The sequence below is a fragment of the Microlunatus sp. GCM10028923 genome (genome assembly GCF_042666975.1).
In the GTDB taxonomy this organism is placed as follows: Bacteria; Actinomycetota; Actinomycetes; order Propionibacteriales; family Propionibacteriaceae; genus Microlunatus.
Genome location: NZ_JBHTFF010000025.1, coordinates 15,112 through 30,580 on the forward strand (window position 1 = coordinate 15,112; position 15,469 = coordinate 30,580).

At 70.3% G+C, this 15,469-nt stretch carries 12 protein-coding genes; 6 read left to right on the top strand and 6 right to left on the bottom strand.

What is annotated here, in order from left to right; translation table 11 throughout:
- Positions 1 to 28 precede the first annotated feature (28 nt).
- Entirely contained in the window at positions 29 to 1,249 is a 1,221-nt protein-coding gene (locus tag ACFQU4_RS36690) for a DUF4282 domain-containing protein (RefSeq protein ID WP_377501914.1), read from the top strand.
- Positions 1,250 to 1,261: 12 nt separating this feature from the next.
- Here ACFQU4_RS36690 and ACFQU4_RS36695 read toward each other — a convergent pair whose 3' ends face one another.
- Complete coding sequence (locus tag ACFQU4_RS36695) at positions 1,262 to 4,063, bottom strand: BTAD domain-containing putative transcriptional regulator (RefSeq protein WP_377501917.1); 2,802 nt, start codon at positions 4,061 to 4,063, stop codon at positions 1,262 to 1,264.
- 166 nt (positions 4,064 to 4,229) lie between these two features.
- Between ACFQU4_RS36695 and ACFQU4_RS36700 the strand changes: the two genes are divergently transcribed.
- Together ACFQU4_RS36700 and ACFQU4_RS36705 are read left to right on the top strand one after the other, a co-directional pair.
- On the top strand, positions 4,230 to 5,975 hold the full coding sequence (locus ACFQU4_RS36700; protein ID WP_377501920.1) for a phospholipase D-like domain-containing protein: 1,746 nt from the start codon (positions 4,230 to 4,232) through the stop codon (positions 5,973 to 5,975).
- A gap of 226 nt (positions 5,976 to 6,201) precedes the next feature.
- Entirely contained in the window at positions 6,202 to 6,699 is a 498-nt protein-coding gene (locus ACFQU4_RS36705) for a hypothetical protein (protein WP_377501923.1), read from the top strand.
- A gap of 21 nt (positions 6,700 to 6,720) precedes the next feature.
- Here ACFQU4_RS36705 and ACFQU4_RS36710 read toward each other — a convergent pair whose 3' ends face one another.
- Genes ACFQU4_RS36710 through ACFQU4_RS36720 form a run of 3 tightly spaced genes read right to left on the bottom strand, consistent with a single transcriptional unit; the run spans position 6,721 to position 9,091 of the window.
- Complete coding sequence (locus tag ACFQU4_RS36710) at positions 6,721 to 7,755, bottom strand: LacI family DNA-binding transcriptional regulator (protein ID WP_377501926.1); 1,035 nt, start codon at positions 7,753 to 7,755, stop codon at positions 6,721 to 6,723.
- A 37-nt stretch (positions 7,756 to 7,792) separates the two neighbouring features.
- Complete coding sequence (locus ACFQU4_RS36715; protein WP_377501929.1) at positions 7,793 to 8,125, bottom strand: DUF6385 domain-containing protein; 333 nt, start codon at positions 8,123 to 8,125, stop codon at positions 7,793 to 7,795.
- A gap of 9 nt (positions 8,126 to 8,134) precedes the next feature.
- On the bottom strand, positions 8,135 to 9,091 hold the full coding sequence (locus ACFQU4_RS36720; protein WP_377501932.1) for a DUF6772 family protein: 957 nt from the start codon (positions 9,089 to 9,091) through the stop codon (positions 8,135 to 8,137).
- 103 nt (positions 9,092 to 9,194) lie between these two features.
- Here ACFQU4_RS36720 and ACFQU4_RS36725 point away from each other — a divergent pair, with 103 nt between their 5' ends.
- The 3 genes from ACFQU4_RS36725 to ACFQU4_RS36735 are packed head-to-tail and all read left to right on the top strand — an operon-like array spanning position 9,195 to position 11,763.
- Positions 9,195 to 10,511, top strand: coding sequence for an MFS transporter (locus tag ACFQU4_RS36725; protein WP_377501935.1), 1,317 nt, complete (start codon positions 9,195 to 9,197; stop codon positions 10,509 to 10,511).
- A 5-nt stretch (positions 10,512 to 10,516) separates the two neighbouring features.
- Positions 10,517 to 11,443 carry a DUF6772 family protein gene (locus ACFQU4_RS36730; protein ID WP_377501938.1) on the top strand — a complete coding sequence of 309 codons (927 nt, stop codon included), beginning with the start codon at positions 10,517 to 10,519 and terminating at the stop codon, positions 11,441 to 11,443.
- The gene (locus tag ACFQU4_RS36735) at positions 11,443 to 11,763 is read left to right on the top strand and encodes a hypothetical protein (protein WP_377501941.1); all 321 of its coding nucleotides are present in this window, start codon (positions 11,443 to 11,445) and stop codon (positions 11,761 to 11,763) included. The genes ACFQU4_RS36730 and ACFQU4_RS36735 overlap by 1 nt, the downstream gene beginning before the upstream one ends.
- Before the next feature lie 87 nt (positions 11,764 to 11,850).
- Here ACFQU4_RS36735 and ACFQU4_RS36740 read toward each other — a convergent pair whose 3' ends face one another.
- Positions 11,851 to 13,629, bottom strand: a complete 1,779-nt coding sequence (locus tag ACFQU4_RS36740) for an ABC transporter ATP-binding protein (protein WP_377501944.1) — start codon at positions 13,627 to 13,629, stop codon at positions 11,851 to 11,853.
- A complete protein-coding gene (locus tag ACFQU4_RS36745) occupies positions 13,622 to 15,442 on the bottom strand; it encodes an ATP-binding cassette domain-containing protein (protein WP_377501947.1) in 1,821 nt (606 codons plus the stop codon). The genes ACFQU4_RS36740 and ACFQU4_RS36745 overlap by 8 nt, the downstream gene beginning before the upstream one ends.
- Between the last annotated feature and the right edge of the window lie 27 nt (positions 15,443 to 15,469).

The following is a 15,469-nucleotide window of genomic DNA, read 5'->3' on the forward strand; positions in this document are numbered from 1 at the left end:
GAGAAGTAAACAAGAGATAGTTGGGGACATGTCACAACAGCCAGGAGACCCGAACGACCAGGGCCGGACCGAGAACGGGCCGGCGAACGAGCCGGGTCCGGCGCCCTTCGGCCAGTCCAGCGAGACGCCGAGCCGGCCCGATCCCGGACCCGCCGCCGCGCCGAGGCACGCGTTCGAGCAGCCGGACGACAGCCCGGCTCCCGGCTTTGGCTCCGATTCCAGCTCCGGCTTCGGGTCCGCTTCCGGCTCCGGCTCCGGCTTCGGGTCCGATTCCGGCTCCGGGCAGGGTTCGGGTCAGGGATCCGGCTCCGGGCCGGGCCCGGATCAGGGATCCGGCTCCGACCGGCCCCAGTTCGGATCGTCGTCCGGCTCGGCCGCCGACCCGGACGCGACCGTTCTGTCGACGCCGATGCCGGTGCCGCCGAGCGCTGCCGTACCTCCGGTGCCGTCGAACCCGCCGCAGTCGTCCTCGGCGCCGTCGGCCTCCTCGCAGTCCAGCGCGCCGAGCCAGTCCCCGTGGGGCTCGCCGGCCGGTTCCCCGGTCTCCAGCTCGGTGCCCGAGGAGACCCAGCAGCTCGGCGGCCCGGGCCAGTTCGGCTGGGGCGACCAGCAGCAGCAGTACGGCGGTCAGCAGCAGTACGGCGGCCAGCAGTACGGCCAGCAGCAGGGTCAGCCGCAGTACGGCCAGGCGCAGCCCCAGTACGGGCAGGCCCAGCAGCAGTACGGCGACCAACAGCAGCAGAATCAGCCGCCGCAACAGCAGCAGTACGGTGATCAACAGCAGCAGCAGTACGGGCAGGGACAGCCGCAGTACGGGCAGCAGCAGTACGGCCAGCAACAGCAGCAGTACCCGCCGCAGCAACAGCAGCAGGGCTTCGGCTATCAGCCGGTTCCGCAGGACGGCCAGCAGAAGGACCGGCCGGCCGACGCGAACCCGATCGCGGCGCTGTTCGACATGTCGTTCGGCAAGTACGCGACGCCCGGCCTGGCCAAGATCGTGTTCGGCGTGGCGATCGCCGCCGGCGTCGCCTACTGGCTGATCGCGGTGATCGGCAACTTCATGGACAACGGGGTGACCGGCGTCCTGACCCTGTTGCTCGGCCTGATCCCGCTGGTGTTCTGGATCCTCATCGTCCGGGTCGCGCTGGAGGCCGCCGTCGCCAACATCCGGTCGGCGACGGACCTTCGGGACATCCGGGAGAAGCTCGCCGAGAACGACGACGACGAGGACAAGGACAAGACCGACTGACGGTCCCCGACACTAAGTGTTGCGACGGATGATCTCCGGCGGCTCCGGGACACCGGGGCCGCCGATCCGTTTCTGCTCCTCGGCGTCGATCAGGCCCAACTCGTAGAGGATTCGGGCCGATTCGCGGTGCTCGGCCGCGGCCCGTTCGGCGTCGCCGAGATCCCGGTGGGCCCGGCCGATCCCCCAGCGGATCTCGGCATCCAGGAAGGTCTGGGTCCGCTCCGAACGCCGGCTCGCGTCCAGCGCCCGGGCGAACACGGCGAGGGCCTCGGCCGGGTGACCCACCCGGCGGGTCGCCTCACCGAGGTTCGCCAGCACGTTGGCCAGCCAGTTCCGCTCCGGCAGCCGCTCGGCGATCGAAGCCGCCTCGGCGTGGACGGCGAGTTCGGCGTCCGGGTCCCCCATCCGGCGGTACGTCAGCCCGAGGCTGGTCAGGCAGTCGACCAGGGCGGTCCGCCGGGCGATCCGGCGGTTGATCTCGATCGCCCGGGTGGAGTGCGCGACCGCCTCCGGAAGCCGGCCGAGCAACCGGTACGCGGTCGCCATCGCCGCCAGCTGCACGGCCGCCCCGGCCGGATTCCCGGACCGTTCGAAGCCGTCGCAGGCCGACTGCAGATGGTCCAGCGCCTGCTCGGGGTCACCACAGCGCAGCAGGGCCGAGCCGAGGCAGTCGTGTGCGATCGCCCGCAGTTCGTCGTCGTGGTCGGCCGCCGCCAGCACGAGCCGGCCCAGCTGCAGCTTGTCCTGCGCCCGGCCGCGCAGGGTCAGCACCAGGCCGATCGAGGCGCAGAGCGCGCCGGCCAGGTGCGGCCCGTCCCCGGGCAAGGCGGTCGCCTGCCGGAACACGCCGGGCAGGTTGGCCGACTCGGCCCGCAGCCAGGCGTACGCCTCGTCCCGGTCGCGCAGCCCGAGCCCGGCCCGGCGCGGCACCTCCGGCCCGAATCCGGTCCGCCAGGTCGCGTCGGCGTTGAGCAGCAGGCAGGCGGTGCGCGCGGTGGCCAGATAGAAGTGCACGGCCCGCCGGGTCAGCCCGTCCCGCTCGGCCGAGGTCGTACCGGCTTCGAGGTGTTCCCGGGCGTAGAGCCGGATCAGGTCGTGCAGCCGGTATCGGCCGGGCGCCGGACTGTCCACCAGTTGTACGTCGACCAGGCCCTCCAGCTGGGCCTCGGTGGGTTCCGGGCCGGACCCGGCCAGCGCGGCCGCGGTGGGGACCCCGATGTCGACGCACTCGAGCAGGCTGAGCAGCCCGAAGGTCCGCCGCTGCCGCGGGTCCAGTTGGCAGTGGCTGGCCTCGAAGCCGATCCGGACCGCCCGGTCGGCTGTGGCCAGCTCGTCCAGCCGCTGGGCCTCGTCGCGGAGCCGTTCGGCCAGGTCCCGCAGCGTCCAGGCCGGCCGGGAGTTGAGCCGGGCCGCCGCGATGGAGATGGCCAGCGGCAGCCCGCCGCACCAGCGCAGCATCTCGGTCGCCGCGGCGCGGTCCCAGCGGGCCGGGTCGACCAGCGCCTGCGCCATCGCCAGCGCCTCGGCCTCGGCCAGCACGGCCACCGGAAGATGGGTCACGCCGGCCAGCCCGACCAGTGGGGTCCGGGCGGTGATCACGACCCGGCAGGTCCGGCTGGCCGGGATCAACGGCGCGACCTGGGCGGCGTCGCGGGCGTTGTCGAGCACGATCAGCAGCCGGCGCCCCTCGGTCAGCGAGCGGAACCGGGCCGCCGCCTCGTCCGGGTCCGCCGGCACGGACCGTTCGTCGGCGCCGAGCGAGCGCATCATCCTGGTCAGGGCCGCCAACGGCGCGATCGGTTCGACACCCGGCGTCGAGCCGCAGAGGTCGACGTAGAGCCGGCCGTCGGGCAGCTCCGCGGCCGCCCGGTGCGCGGCCTGGACGGCGAGCTCGGACTTCCCGATCCCGCCCGGCCCGGACACCGCCACGACCACGGTCTGGTCCGCCTCGGGGCAGCGCAGGAGCGCGGTCAGGCGGTCCAGTTCGGCGGCCCGGCCGCTGAACCCGGGGCTGGCACGCGGCAGTTCGGACGGCACCACCGACGGGCTCGACCGCGGCGGCTCCGGTTCCGGCTCGGGTTCGGGTTCGGGCTCGGCGAGGATCCGCTGGTGCAGACGGTGCAGTACGGAGCCGGGCTCGACGCCGAGTTCCTCGACCACCGCCGCCCGGCCGTCACGGAAGCAGGCCAGGGCCTCGGCCCGCCGCCCGGTCCGCCAGAGCGCGGTCATCAGCAGGGCGCGCAGTCCTTCCCGGATCGGCGCCGCGGCGACCAGCCGGGCCAGTTCGTCGATCAGCCCGTGGGCGCGGCCGAGCGCCAGTTCGAGGCCGTACAGGCGTTCCGCGATCCGCAGCCGGAGGTCCTCCAGCCGGTGGGCGACCGGTTCCAGGATGTCCAGCTCGACGTCGCCGTACGGCCTGCCACGCCACAGGCCGAGCGCCGACCGGAGCAACCGGACCGCCTCCTCCCGGTCCGCGGCGGCGGCGTCCCGCAGGGCGCGTTCGGCGAGCCGGGCATCGATCCGTACCGCCTCGGGGTCGAGCCGGTAGCCGACGTCGGTCGTCTGAATCGCCTCGGCCGGTGCGCCGGCGCCGGCGAACGCCCGGCGCAGGCCGGACACCTGGATCGACACCTGGGTCCGCGCCGACACCGGCGGGGCAGGGCCCCAGACGGCGTCGATCAACCTGTCGGTCGACACCACATCTCCGGCCTCCGCAGCGAGCACTGCCAGCACTTGGCGCGAACGCCTGCCGGTCAGTGTGACGAGTGCGCCCGACTCCACCGCTTCGAGAGGCCCCAGCACTCGTAGGTCCACCCGGTCAGGCTAAGCAGCGGTCCGGTCAGTGTGGCCGGTCGGACCCATGCCGAGAACCGAATGGCCCGGTTCGGGTCGGTTATAGCCGCTCGATAATCCGCCGATAACGGCCCGGCCTACGCTGCGGAACCTGCTTCGCGCACAGCCTGACTGACGGGAGACTGTGATGAGCCGGACCTCCGCCGGACGATCGCCGCTGCTCGCCGCCGTGCTCACTGCGGCGCTCGTTCTGTTCGGCACCGTGGTCACTACCGGGCCGGCCGCGGCCGAACCGAGAGCGGCCGACTGCGCGCAGACCGGGGCGATCTTCAACCATCCGCACTCCGACCCGCGCCGGATCCACGAGCACCTCGAGTGCCTGATCGACGGGACCCCGGAGGGCGCCGAGATCAGGATGGCCAGCTACCGGTTCGCCGACGGCGAGGTGGTGGCCGCCCTGGACCGCGCCATCGAGCGCGGCGTCAAGCTCAAGATCATCGTCGATCATCGCTTCGTCGCCGACGACGAGCATCCCGACTTCGCCCTGTTCTGGGGCCTGCAGAAGAAGATCGGCAGCGACAAGACCAAGGACTCCTGGGCCGCGCCGTGCCCGGGCGAGGGTGACGACGGGGCCTGCATCGGCAGTTTCAAGATGCACAACAAACAATTCACGTTCTCGGAGACCCATGGCGTTCCGGACGTCACGTTCATCACGTCCTCCAACCTCGAGGACAAGGAGATCCCGGTCGCGGACAATGACGGGATCTTCATGTGGAACAGCGGCTATACGGCCGCGAACGACGCACCCCTCTATGACTGGTTCGCGAATCGCTATTTCACCGATCTCGCCGCCGAACATCCCGCGAACGACGACTATTTCGAGGAACGGAAGCTGCCCGCCGAGGACGGCCTCGGGAATTACAAGGTGTATCACTCGCCGAGGAAGTCCGGGAACACGGTGCTGGACATCCTGGACAAGATCAACTGCCACGGCAGCACCACGGGCGGTACGGACCCGGGGAACCGCACCATCGTCCGGGTCGCGGTCTGGGCGATCAGCGGCAATGAACTGAGCGACCCGGGCGTCAAGATCGCGAAGCGGTTGTGGGATCTCGACAACGAGGGTTGTTACGTCGACATCGTCGCGGACCGCATCGACGCCGATACCGACGGTCCGCTGCGGACCCTGTTGCGCAAGCCGGAACGCACCGAGATCGGGAAGCAGCAGAACTACCACGGCCCGGAGGTCCGGGAGTTCAACAACAAGCAGGACTTCGGCACCCACCAGAAGAACCTGCTGATCGAGGGAACCTACGACGGCCAGAAGAATCAGAAGATCGTCTTCACCGGCAGCGTCAACTTCACCTACCGGTCGGTCCGGGTGAACGACGAGACCTGGCTGCAGATCAACGACGGCGGGGTTTACGACCGGTTCGCCGAGAACTTCGCCGACGTACGCCAGGCCGCACACTCCTGTTGGCAGAGCAGCCGGGACACCAGCTGCACCGGCGAACGCGACCACCCGAAGCCGACGAAGCCGTACACCTGCCACGAGACGGCCGACGAGTACGGCGACTCGGGGAACCTCTACCTCTACCGCGGGGAGACCTGCGCCGGCGACAACGACGCCAAGGATGCCGACAACGACCAGGACTACGGCGACGACAAGGGCGACATCAAGGACTTCGACAACCGGACCGTATCGATCGTCAACACGACCAAGCGGCACGTGAAGTTCTACAACTATCCGCGCTACAACGAGGGACACCCGGAAGGGGACAGCTTCTGCGTACGCCCGGGGCAGTGGGTGAACCGCCTCGCCCCGTACGGCGACGACGACTCCAGTTGGAGCGGCAGCATCAGTTCCCACGAACTCGTCGACGCAGGCGACTGCGACCGTTGGTTCGGCGGCTATCACGAGCCGAATCGATGATCATCTCTTAACCGGAATCACTCCCCATAATCACCGAATTGCCGGGCCGGAGCGGGCCCGGCAATTCGGCCTGTCCGGATCATTTCCGCGCAATTGATCATGGTCCAGAATGCATATCGAACGTGACCCTCTCGTGTGCCAACTTTGTGCGGGAAATGTACTCGGAAATGCCAATGTTGATCACGGTTACGAAATCCGTGATCAGGGGTAAGGAGAGGGAATCAGCATGATCAACAACGACATCGAGAACCGCTCGCGGAGCGGCCGGACTCGGCGCGTTCTGACCCGCGTCCTGGCCGGCGCGGCCGGGGTGGCCGCGACGGCGACGATGCTCTCGATCGGACCGGCGCCCGCCACCGCGGACACCCGGGCGAACTGCGGCAGCGACAGCGGCGGGAAGAACGTCACGGCCAAGTTCGGCAGCAATTACGTCGCCAAGTTCTGCGCCCGCGGGGAGATGCTGCACGTCAGCGACGGGGTGACCGACGGCAAGGCGGCCTACGCCTACGTCCGGGTCCTGCGGCCCGACCCGCACTCGCCGGACGGCTGGATCCACTACGACTCGGACTCGTTCAAGGTGCCGTGGCAGGCCAGCTACGGCCTCGACTCGCCGGACAGCGCCAGTGGGACCCCCGAGGGCTATCCGGTCGGGGTCCAGGTCTGCAAGGGCGCCAAGAAGAAGGATGAGAGCAACTGCTCCAAGATGGTCTGGGGCCGCGCCTGATCCACTGACCCTGGCCCCCGGTCAGCCGGTGCTGGAACGCCGAGTGATCAACTCGGGTTTGATCAGCCGGCGGACCGGGGGCCCGGTCTCGCCCGCGATCCGCTGCAGCAGCAGGGAAACGGCCAGTTCGCCGATCAGCCGGGCCGGGATCCGGACCGAGGTCAGCGCCGGGTTCAGCCAGGCCGAGTACGGGTGGTCGCCATAGCCGGCCAGCCGGACGTCCTCCGGCACCCGTACCCCGCGCTCGGTCAGCGCAGCCAGGGCACCGAGGGCGAAGTAGTCGTCGCCGGCCACGATCGCGTCGTAGTCGAGCCTGCGATCCAGCAGGGCCAGGCCGGCCCGGTGCGCCTCGGTGGCCCGCCAGCGCGGCTCGGCCGTCTCGAACCGCCGGGTCGGCACCAGGATCGTGTGGGCCACGGCGTCCGGCACCTCGGCCATCGCCCGGGCGTACCCCTCGCGGCGATGGTCGATGGTGCTGATCCCGAGGTCCTCCTCGAACTGGACGATGGTCCGGCAGCCCTGGGCCAGCAGATGCCGGACCGCCGCGTACGCCCCTGCGGTGTTGTCGACCGTCACGAAGTCGCACGGCAGTGCGGGCACCTCGCGGGAGGCGAGCACCAGCGGGATGCCGGCGGCCAGGACCTCGGCCCACGGTTCGGTGCGGTTCCGGACCGGGATGACGATCGCCCCGGCCAGGTCGTTGTCGATCATGCGGCGGGCGGCCGCCTGTTCCTGCTCCCCGCTCTCCTCGGTCGTGAAGACGTCGAGCGAGTAGCCGGCCGCACGGGCACCGGCCTCGATCGCACCGATCAGCTCCGACGAGAACAAGTGCGTCGCGGACGGGATCGTCACGGCGACGGTACGGGAGCGCACCCGCTCCGGTGCCGGCGGCTCGGCGGCCGCGACGTAGCCGACCCGGCGGGCCTCGTCCAGCACCAGGGCCCGGGTTCGTTCGCTGACCCCGTCCTTGCCGGCCAGGGCCCGCGACACCGTGTTGACCGACAGGCCGAGCCGTGTCGCAAGATCACCCAGCGTGGTCCGCCGTCCGCCAGTCATCGGCCCTTCCTTGTCCGCCCCGTCCGCAGGATGCAGGCTATTCCTTCAGGGCAAGATAGACCCGCGTCAGGGGCGCCGTCGCACCGCCGGTACGCCGCAGCTCGAGCCGCACCCAGTGACCGAAGTCTCGCAGGGGCAGGGTGACCAGGCCCTCGGCGGGTACGGTGAGCGGCGCCGTCTCGTGATCGATCCAGGCCAGCCCGTCCGGCGAGATCTGGGCCGTGATCGTGATCTCGGAGCCCGGGTCCGGCTGCAGGAACTGGACGTACCAGCGGGCCTCTCCGGCCCAGGCCGTCTCGAACGGCTCCGTCACGAGTTGATCATGGAGCTCAACGCCGCGTTCCAGCACGGCGGTCTGTGATTCGCGCATCGTCGTTGCCTACCAATCCACCGAGATGAGGACCGAGTCCAGGAAGAGGAAGTTGCGCCGGCCGGAGAGCGTACGCACCGAGAAGTAGAAGTTCAGCAGGTTCTCCAGCGAGCCGTACCGGTCCTCGTAGGGCGGCACCGGAACCCCGCGCCAGTCCATCACCCGGTCGTTCAGCTGCAGCTCGACGTTGCTCCGGGTCTCGGTGTTGATCAAGAACCGCAGGTAGTGCCAGTTCACCTTGGTCGGCACCTCGTTGACGCACAGCTCCTGCGGCTCGCCGAAGACCCGCCAGTCGTTCGGGTCCGGCGCGGTGAAGTCGGCCGCGTACGGATAGTCGACCCGGCCCTGGTGATGATCACGGGGCGTCGGCTCGGGCACCACCGGGTAGCGCCACTCCCGGACCAGCCGGCCGTCCTCGTCGGCGTTCTGGTAGCGGGCGACGTTGTGGTAGCGCAGGCCGCCGTCGCCGCAGAGGTCCGTCGCGACCGTGAAGGCGCCGAACTGGGACTCCGACGGATGCTGGTTGCCGTCCCAGGCCATGTCGCCGAAGCTGTTCTCCGACTCGTCGCCGCCGACGTTGGCCTCGGTCTTGAAGGCCAGATAGGCCTCGATCTGGAGCAGGCCGCGGCCGCTCATGGTCAGCCGGCGGATCGCCGTCGCCGTGTGCCCGGGGTGCGGCCGGGTGGCCAGCTTCATCGCGTAGGTGCCGGACATCGCGCCGTGGGTGCCGACGTCGAAGAAGTCGCAGGACGACAGCTGCGGCGGCCGGAAGTCACGGAAGTGACGGTCCAGCGAGTCGTAGTCGCCGCGGCCGTTGTAGTTGCCGCCGAGCTCGACCCAGCCGTGCAGGCCGGTGTTGAAGTCGTCGTGGCACAGGATGCGGGACAGGGGATTGAACCTGGACAAGGCCGGGTCGGCGCCGCGTACGGCGTCCCGGAGCGCGTTCGCGTCCGTTGCGGTAACCATGGCGTCACGTTAGCGATCACGTGATAGAACTGCAAAATTCTTGACTCTTGTGGTGGACCGGACGTAGCTTGATCGGCGACTTGGACCCGAACCGGAGGCAGTGATGGCTCAGCGGAGCAGACCGATCAAATTCCCGACGCTGGCGGCGACCGTCGGCACGGCCCTGGAGTGGTACGACTTCTCCCTGTACGGCACCGCCGCAGCGCTCGTCCTGCCCAAGATCTTCTTCCCCACCGGGGATCCGACGATCGCCGTGCTCTCCTCGCTGGCCACCTTCGCGGTCGGCTTCTTCGCCCGGCCGATCGGTGGCGTGATCATCGGCCTGCTCGGTGACCGGTTCGGCCGGCGGCAGATGCTGCTGGTCACCCTGCTGCTGATGTCGATCTCGTCGCTGCTGATCGGCCTGCTGCCGACGTACGCCTCGATCGGCCTGCTGGCCCCCGCCCTGCTCGTGGTCCTGCGGGTGTTCCAGGGGCTCGGCGCCGGCGGTGAGTACGCCGGCGCGATGCTGTTGTCCGCCGAGCACGCGCAACCGCAGCACCGCGGCCTGAACGCGTCGATCGCCAGCGTCGGCAACGCGGTCGGCTCGGTGGTCGCGACCGCGGTGTTCTTCGGCGTCCAGGCGCTGATGTCGGAGGAGGCCTTCCTCAGTTGGGGTTGGCGGGTCCCGTTCCTGCTCAGCATCGGGGTCGCGGTGGCCGGCGTGCTGATCCGGCTGCGGGTCACCGACAGCCCGGAGTTCACCGGCGCCGTCACCGAGCACGGCGTGGTCCGCTCCCGGTTCCTCGACATGTTCCGCGCCGGCGGCCGGCGGATCCCGCTGGCCATGCTGATGAGCATCGGCCCGAACGTGCTCAGCTACCTGCCTTCCGTGTACGCGCTCAGCTACCTGGCCACCTCGGTGCAGGCGCCGACCTGGATCGGCCTGGTCGGCATCATCATCGCCAACCTGCTCAAGGTGGTCACCATCCCGACTGCGGGCTGGCTGTCCGACCGGTTCGGTGGCAAGCCGATCATGATCATCGGATCGGTCGCCGGCGCCGTCCTGTTCTATCCGTTCTTCTTCATGCTCGACACCGGGACTCCGGTGATCATCTGGGCCGCCCTGGTGATGATCTTCACCCTGTGCTGCGACATGACGCTGGCCTCGCAGGCGGCGATGATGTCCAGTCTGTTCGAGGTGCGGGTCCGCTACACCTCGGTGACGTTCAGCCGGGAGATCACCGGTGCCCTGGTGGGCGGCACCCTGCCGTTGCTGGCGACCTGGCTGACCGGGCTCGGCGGCGGCACCCCGTGGCTGGTCAGCGTCTACTGCGGCGTGCTCTGCCTGATCTGTGCCGCCGGCACCGCCTTCCTCCCGCGCACCGGTCCCGGCCACCCCGCGAATCCGGCCCCGGTCACCCGTCCGGTTCTTCGGTGATCAGGATGACCGACGTGAACCACGGATACTTCGATCCGCTGCCGCGGATCCTGGTCGCGGACGACTTCGATCGCGGCCCGTCCGGCTGGCTCGACCTCCGTCCCAACTTCGTCCGGCCCGGCTTCGCGGTGCACGACGACATCGTGGACCTGCAGCACTGGGGTTCGGTCATGATCAGCAGCGCCACCTTCCCGTTCTCCGGCAGCCACGGCTCGGCCTCCGGGACCTACTCGCTGCGCCTGGCCACCCGGTCCCCGGCGGCGGGTTCGGACCAGCCGCCGGCGGCCGGCAGCATGAGTCTGGCGATCAAGCGGCTGTCCCGGCCGCCACGGGCCCGGCGGCTCCGGGTCGAGGCCCTGTTCGCGTACACCACCGATCAGGACCGGCCCGGCTTCGCCATCGACGCCATGCGGGCCTTCGGCCTGATGATCGATCTGCAGGACGATGATCACCGCTTCATGCCCGGGGTCCGCTACGTCAACGCCACCGGCGGCGAGCCGCGGCGACGCTGGCAGTACTACACCCGGACCGAGGCGGACGACCGGGAGTGGAACTACGGCGAGCCGGGCTGGCACCGCGCCGGCATCGATCCGCAGTGGTTCGGCCGGCGCAGCCCGGACGGCAGTACCGCCGCATCCGCCTGGTTCGACGGCGGTCCGCAGCAGCTGATCTACAACGAGACCGACGACAAGATCAACTGGATGCCGCTGTCGCTGACCGTCGACCTGGCTCGGCGCCGCTACGACAGCTTCCGGTGCGGCCCGCGCGAGTACGTCTTCCCGGACGATGCCGGCCCGACCCTCGCCGATCCGTACGAGAACATCGGCCAGTTGATCAACCCGGTGTTCTTCGTCGAGGCCGACACCGACCGCCGGGTCAACCTCTACCTCGATTCGATCATGATCTCCTACGACTCAGAAGTTGATCACTGATGCGCACCTTTGCGACCAGCGTCACCGACCTGCGCCAGGAGTTCCGCGACTCCTTCGACACCTACCCGTACGAATGTGGCTGGGCGGACGAGGCGATCTACGTCGTCACCGCCGAGGACCAGACCCCCGCCGACGCCCGGATCGACCTCCGGGTCCAGCTCAGCGCCGACGGCATCCGCTGGCTGGACGAGGGCACCACCCTGTCCCTGACCGGCCCCGGCAGCACCTTCGTCCGGCTCACCCACTTCGGCGGCTTCCTCCGCCTCGCCGGCACCACGACCACCTGCACCCTCACCATCCGCCTCATCCTGAAAGGCTGACCGCCCCTCCCCCTCCCCCTCCTCCCAGCCCGCTGACTGGGCACAAAAGCAGGCGTTCTGGCGGCGTGTCGCTGCACAGCTGCCCAGTCAGTGGTAGCCGCGGGACTGGAGCCGGTAGAGCTCCGCGTAGTGGCCGTCGCGGCTGATCAACGCCTCGTGGGTGCCCTGCTCGATCAGCCGCCCGTGGTCCAGCACCAGCACCAGATCGGCGTCGCGGACGGTCGCGAACCGGTGCGTCACCAGCAGCGTGATCGCGCCCCGGTCCGTACCCTCCCGGGCCTGCTCGATGTAGCGCTCGAACAGCTCGTGCTCGGTCTGCGCGTCGAGCGCCGCGGTCGGCTCGTCGAAGACCCGCAGCAGCGGTGATTCCCGGACCATGGCCCGGGCCAGCGCGAGCCGCTGCCACTGGCCGCCGGAGAGATCAACACCGCCGTGCCACTGCGCCCCGAGTTGGGTGTCCAGACCGTCCGGCAGCGCCTTCCGGACGCCGTCGGCGGCGGCCAGCCGGAGCGCGCGCCGGGCGGCGTCGGGGTCGTCGATCCGCTCCGGGTCACCGAAGCCCACGGCCTGCTGAGCGGTCAGCTCGAGCCTGAGATGATCTTGGAAGGCCGCGGTCGCATGCCGCCGCCAGTCGTCGATGTCGAGGTCGGCGAGGTCGACTCCGTCGACGAGGATCCGGCCGCTGCCGGGCCGGTACAGGCCGGCCAGCAGCTTCACCAGGGTCGACTTGCCGGCCCCGTTCTCGCCGACGACCGCGACCACGGAGCCGGCCGGAAGGTGTACTTCGAGATCGGCCAGGGAAGGCCGATCGGCTCCGTGGTACGTGAAGCCGACGCCGTCCAGGGTGATCCCGTGGCGCAGCCGATCCGGTGTCGGCCGGCGGCCGGCGAAGTCGTGGCCGACCGTCGCGGCATGATCATCGAGCCAGATCATCCGGCGCACGTTGCGCAGGATGTCGGCCATCGAGCCGAACTGGCCGACCAGGCCGAACACCGCCCCCTGGATCTGCCGGGCCGCGACCACCGCGACGGCGATGGCCGGCGCTCCCGTACCGGAGCGCAGTTGCAGGATCAGCCAGAGCAGGACCGCCACCAGGACGGCGACGAAGATGATCTCCTCCACGGCCGTGGTGATCGCCCCGCGGCGGGTGGACCAGAGCGTGGGACGGCGCCAGCGCTCCAGATCGGCCACCAGCCACCGGCCCAGGGTCGCCCGGACGCCGAAGGCGCGCAGTTCGCTGCCGGTACTCGGCCGCAGCACCACGCCGCCGAGCTGCCGGGCCCGACGGCCGGGCAGCGCCGCTTCCTCTTCGGCCCGGGCCTTCCAGCGGTTGCGGAGCCGGGTGCCGATGATCGCCGGGATCGCGCTGAGCGTGATCAACAACAGCCGCGGGTCGATCACCGCAGCGATGCTGATCGAGGCGGCGGCCATCGCGATCACGTTGACCGACCAGAGCAGGGAGGCGACCCCGCTGCCGATCAGCCCGCGGGTGGACCGCAGGATCTCCAGTTGATCAAGGTAGTCCGACCGCTCCAGGTGTTCGATGCTGGGGATCGACGCGTTCAGCTTCGCGATCCGGCGATCGAAGGCGAAGCCGAGTTTCTCGGACAGGGTCACCCGTGCTTCGGCTCCGGTCAGGCCGAGCGCCCAGCCGACGGCGATCGTGATCACCATCGCCACCAGCCCGAACCAGATCCGGTCCGGCTGGCGCCGGATCACGCCGTCCACGATGGTCCCGATCCACAGCGCCGTGAAGATCTCGGCGACCGAGCCCAGCACCTCGAGCAGGACCAGCAGGCTCCGTCCCGGCGCAACCCGGACGCTGGTGCTGATCAACAGCCCGAGCGCCCGCAGGGTGTCACGCATCCCGATCACCCTCCTCGGCGGTGACGAAGCGCCGGGCCTGCAGCCGGAACATCCGCGCGTAGGCGCCGTCGGCGGCCAGCAGCGACGCATGATCACCGTCCTCGGTGATCCGTCCGCCGTCGATCACCACGATCCGGTCGGCGTGCCGGACGCTGTTCAGCCGGTGCGACACCAGGATGGAGGTACGGCCTCGGCTGACCTCGAGCAACCGCTCGAACAGCTCGGTCTCGGCCCGGACGTCGAGCGCCGCCGTCGGCTCGTCCAAGATCAACACCTCGGCGCCGCGGTCGAGGGCGTACAGGGCGCGGGCCAGCGCGACCCGTTGCCACTGGCCGCCGGACAACTCGGTGCCGTCCGGATAGCCGGCAGCCAGGACGGTGTCGAGCTTCAGCCGGGACATCAGGTCCTCGGCGCCGGCCGCCGCCAGGGCCGCCTCGATCGCCCGATCATCGTCGGCGTCGTCGCGGAAGGCCACGTTCTGCCGCAGCGTGAGTTCGTACCGGCCGAAGTCCTGGAAGATCACCGCGGCCCGGCGACGCCCCTCCAGTGGCGAGCGGCCGCCGATCGTCACCCGGCCCGCGTTCGGTGTGTGGAGGCCGGCGAGCAGCTTGATGCAGGTCGACTTGCCGGCTCCGTTCTCGCCGACGATCGCCAACGCCTGCCCCTCGGGTACGTCCAGCGAGAAGTCGCGCAGCGTCGGTTCCGTACGACCGGGATAGCGGAAGCTGACCGCCTCGAACGCCGCCGCCGCCGCCGATCGCCCGCCGGGATGATCATGGACCGGCTCGTCCTCCGCCGGCGGGCCGAGGTCCCGCCCCAGGGCGTCCAGCTGCCGCAACGCGGACCCGGCCCGGCTCAGCTGGGCCCCGACGTCGCCGTAACTGCTCAGGCTCTCCAGCCCTTGCGAGGCTTGGATGATCACCACGACCGTGCCCGCGCCCAGCGCGCCGGCGATCGCGGCCCAGCCCAGCCAGCCGAACACCGCCGCGTAGGCGATCAGCAGCGCGAGGATCCCCAGCATCAGCGGTCCGGCCGCACGTCCGCGGCGCCGCCACAAGCCGGCCATGACGGTCTGCCACGACTCGCCGTACCGGGCGTCCAGCCAGGGCACCGCGGCGAAGATCCGCAACTCCTTCGCGCCTGCCGGCTCCATCAGCAGCTTGCGCAGATACTCGGGGCGGCGGCGCTGATCCGCCACCGCCTCGTCAAGATCGGCATAGATCGTGGCCAGCCAGCGCCGGAACATCCCGGTGAAGATCAGATAGCCCGTCACCAGCACCGGCGCGATCCACCAGGAGAACTGGAGCAGCAGGATCGCCGCCGCGACCCCGGAGACCCGCCAGCGCAGCACGGTGAACACGGCGGTCACCGCCACCAGTTGCGCCCCCTCGCGGTGCGCCTCGGCCACGCCGTCGATCCGGCCCTTGAGCCGAGGGTCCTCCAGGTGCCCGATCGTCGACGGCGCCAGCGCCGCCGCGGCCAGGGCACGCTCGGTCTCGACGACGAACCGCCGGGACAGCTCGGCCTGGGCGACGTTGTGGATCCCGGCCAGAACCGGAGTGATCACCGAGAGCCCGCCGAACCAGGCGAGCGCCGTCAACGCCGCGATCACGTCCGCGGCCGCCACCGCGTCGACCAGGCGGCCGGACGTGATCATGACGAACACCGGCAGCACGCCGAGGACCAGCGTGGTCGCCGTACAGGTCAGCGTCGGCCCCGGAGCCACCCGAAGGAAGGCGCGGCCGAGCGTCGCGAGATTCTGCGGCCGCAGCCTGCCGAGCCGGGCCCGCCACCGATCGGTGCCGCCGCTCATGGCGCCTACTGTGCCAGAACGTCTCCG

Coding starts and splice junctions, on each gene's coding strand:
- ACFQU4_RS36690 (WP_377501914.1), top strand. CDS start 29: ATGTCACAACAGCCAGGAGACCCGAACGACCAGGGCCGGACCGAGAAC.
- ACFQU4_RS36700 (WP_377501920.1), top strand. CDS start 4,230: ATGAGCCGGACCTCCGCCGGACGATCGCCGCTGCTCGCCGCCGTGCTC.
- ACFQU4_RS36705 (WP_377501923.1), top strand. CDS start 6,202: ATGATCAACAACGACATCGAGAACCGCTCGCGGAGCGGCCGGACTCGG.
- ACFQU4_RS36710 (WP_377501926.1), bottom strand. CDS start 7,755: ATGACTGGCGGACGGCGGACCACGCTGGGTGATCTTGCGACACGGCTC.
- ACFQU4_RS36715 (WP_377501929.1), bottom strand. CDS start 8,125: ATGCGCGAATCACAGACCGCCGTGCTGGAACGCGGCGTTGAGCTCCAT.
- ACFQU4_RS36720 (WP_377501932.1), bottom strand. CDS start 9,091: ATGGTTACCGCAACGGACGCGAACGCGCTCCGGGACGCCGTACGCGGC.
- ACFQU4_RS36725 (WP_377501935.1), top strand. CDS start 9,195: ATGGCTCAGCGGAGCAGACCGATCAAATTCCCGACGCTGGCGGCGACC.
- ACFQU4_RS36730 (WP_377501938.1), top strand. CDS start 10,517: ATGACCGACGTGAACCACGGATACTTCGATCCGCTGCCGCGGATCCTG.
- ACFQU4_RS36735 (WP_377501941.1), top strand. CDS start 11,443: ATGCGCACCTTTGCGACCAGCGTCACCGACCTGCGCCAGGAGTTCCGC.
- ACFQU4_RS36740 (WP_377501944.1), bottom strand. CDS start 13,629: ATGCGTGACACCCTGCGGGCGCTCGGGCTGTTGATCAGCACCAGCGTC.
- ACFQU4_RS36745 (WP_377501947.1), bottom strand. CDS start 15,442: ATGAGCGGCGGCACCGATCGGTGGCGGGCCCGGCTCGGCAGGCTGCGG.